This window comes from Aminivibrio pyruvatiphilus, assembly GCF_004366815.1.
Lineage (GTDB): Bacteria > Synergistota > Synergistia > Synergistales > Aminobacteriaceae > Aminivibrio > Aminivibrio pyruvatiphilus.
Genome location: NZ_SORI01000052.1, coordinates 1 through 2,172 on the forward strand (window position 1 = coordinate 1; position 2,172 = coordinate 2,172).

Below are 2,172 nucleotides of genomic sequence, written 5' to 3' on the forward strand. Positions count from 1 at the left end.
TCCGTGGCCGTGGGCTATGGTGAGAAGGGATTCTCCCTGCAGGGGGCGATCCGTTTCACCGACGCAAAGAAGGACATCCTCGCCCGGATGGCCGAAGGCAAGGGAGAGGAGGGGGATGTTGACGCCCTCATCAACAGCCCTGTTCCCGGAGAGCTTATTCTTGCCCCCATGGAAGGATCCACTTATGCCGTGATCAGCGGAGGGGTGCCCCTCGCCCTTGTTTCGGTGGAGCAGAACATGGTTCTCCTTGGAATCACCCCCGAGGATCTTGCCGCTGCCCGGGAGGCACTGAACGACGGCGGCAAGAGGATGAAGCTGGAACGCAGGCTCCCCCAGGGGAATTTCTTCTATTTTCACGACAACGGCATGGCAGCCTCGGAGCTCCAGGCCGAGTCGGATGGAGTGCTGAAGGAGCCTGTCGGAACCCTTCTCGCCGAAGCGGGCATCAATGCGTCGGACACAGGATATGACTTCTCCGTCTTCACGAACTTCGCGAAAGTCTTCTCGCTTATGGGCGAAGAAGCTTCCGGCCCCCTCTCATCCGGTGACAGGATCCTCATAGGCGGTGGCAAACCATGGTTTGTGCTCATGGGGAGGGTGTTCCTCGACAAGAAGCACTTCCAGGCGGTTCGGGATGCAGCTGCTGCCGGAGACAGTGATGCAGCTGAGTTCGTCAAGCTGCTGGAAGACATGAAGCAGTTCGGGCTCGACGAGGACGCAGTCCTGAAGATACTGAAAAATATCGGAATCGTCCTCGGAAGCCAGACGAAGGTGATGGGCAATCCCCTCCCGGGCGGATACGCCTATTTTTCCGGGGAAAAAGCTGAAGTCCAGCTCCTTCTTCCCCTTCTGGAGATGGTGGCCCGCGAGAGCGGCATGCCCTTTGAGACCCTTGCAAGGGAAGGATGGACTGCTTTTTATGCTCTTCGGCAGCCTGTTGATTTTGTGATGGGCATAAAAGACGGCGTTGTCCTCGCAGGATTCATGAGCCCTGAAGCGATGGATGCAGCCCCTGAGCTTTCAGGGCGCATGGCAGCCCTTTACGGCAACGAAAGCCTGAACGGGTTCCTGCATCTTGACGCGAAGGTCGTCCGTGAAACTATTCTTTCTCTCCTGAACCCTGAAGGCCCCTGGGCTCTTTTTCTTGCCCAGGAGAGAGATTTTGTGGAAAACATTCCCATGTTCCTTGAGGGGCTGAAGGCTGCCATCGAATTCAAGTCTCTCGATATTCTCGCTTCGGACATGGAGCGTGCGGATTTTACCATCATGACCGAGACCGCGCAGCAAGCGGAGATTGACGCCATTTCTGCCATGGCTGCGAAGTGGAGCTCCATGGCGGAGGAAGGAAAGGAAGGGGAAGGGCAGGAAGGGGAAGGCGAAGAAGAAGAGAAAAAGCCGTAAAAAATAAGGCTGAATGAAGGCTCCGGAGTTTTTTCCTCCGGAGCCTTTTTCCCAAATGAGCCCGAGGGGGTGAAACGGCTGTGAAAAAGACTGGTTCGCTGCTGCTTTCCGTATGTTTTGCCTGGATACTCCTCTGGGGGGCGTCCCCCCTTCCGGCCCAGGAGCGCATAGTGCGTTTCGACGTGGAGACGGAGGTCGGTACGGACGCCTCGCTGACCGTCACGGAGCGCATTGCCGTTGTGGCGGAGGGAAAGGATATCCGCAGAGGAATCATCCGGTCCATTCCCACCGATTTCACCGACAGCGAGGGAAGGGTGCGGCGGGCTCCCCTGGACCTCGTTTCCGCACTGCTCGACGGAAAACCAACCCAGGCCCAGGTCAGCCGGGCGGGCGATCGGCTCGAGTTCCGCCTCGGCGATCCCGATGTTCTGCTGTCTTTCGGCGAGCATGTCTTCACCATCACGTACACAACCACGGGACAGCTCGGCTTTTTCGAGGATCACGACGAGCTTTACTGGAATGCCACGGGAAATGACTGGCCTTTTGTCATTGAAAAGGCGTCCTTTCGGGCCAATCTTCCCGGAAGGGCATTCGGCGAGGGGTTTTCAGCCGTGGAGTTCTACACCGGAAGGACGGGGGAGAAGGGGCAGGATGCCCGGGCGCTTCCCGACGGGATCGTGGAATCAGCTGCCCCCTTTGCACCGGGTGAGGGGCTCACCGTAGTGTATTCCTGGCCCAAGGGGATCATCGCCCAGCCTTCCGAGCCTGCGC

2 protein-coding genes are annotated in these 2,172 nt (G+C 58.3%); both read left to right on the forward strand.

The genetic code is table 11. The features are described 5' to 3' along the window. Nucleotides 1–1,401: hypothetical protein (locus C8D99_RS15325; RefSeq protein WP_166670241.1), on the forward strand; the 1,401-nt coding region annotated here is incomplete at its 5' end. An 80-nt stretch (nt 1,402–1,481) separates the two neighbouring features. After that, nucleotides 1,482–2,172: DUF2207 domain-containing protein (locus C8D99_RS15040; protein WP_133959318.1), on the forward strand; the 691-nt coding region annotated here is incomplete at its 3' end.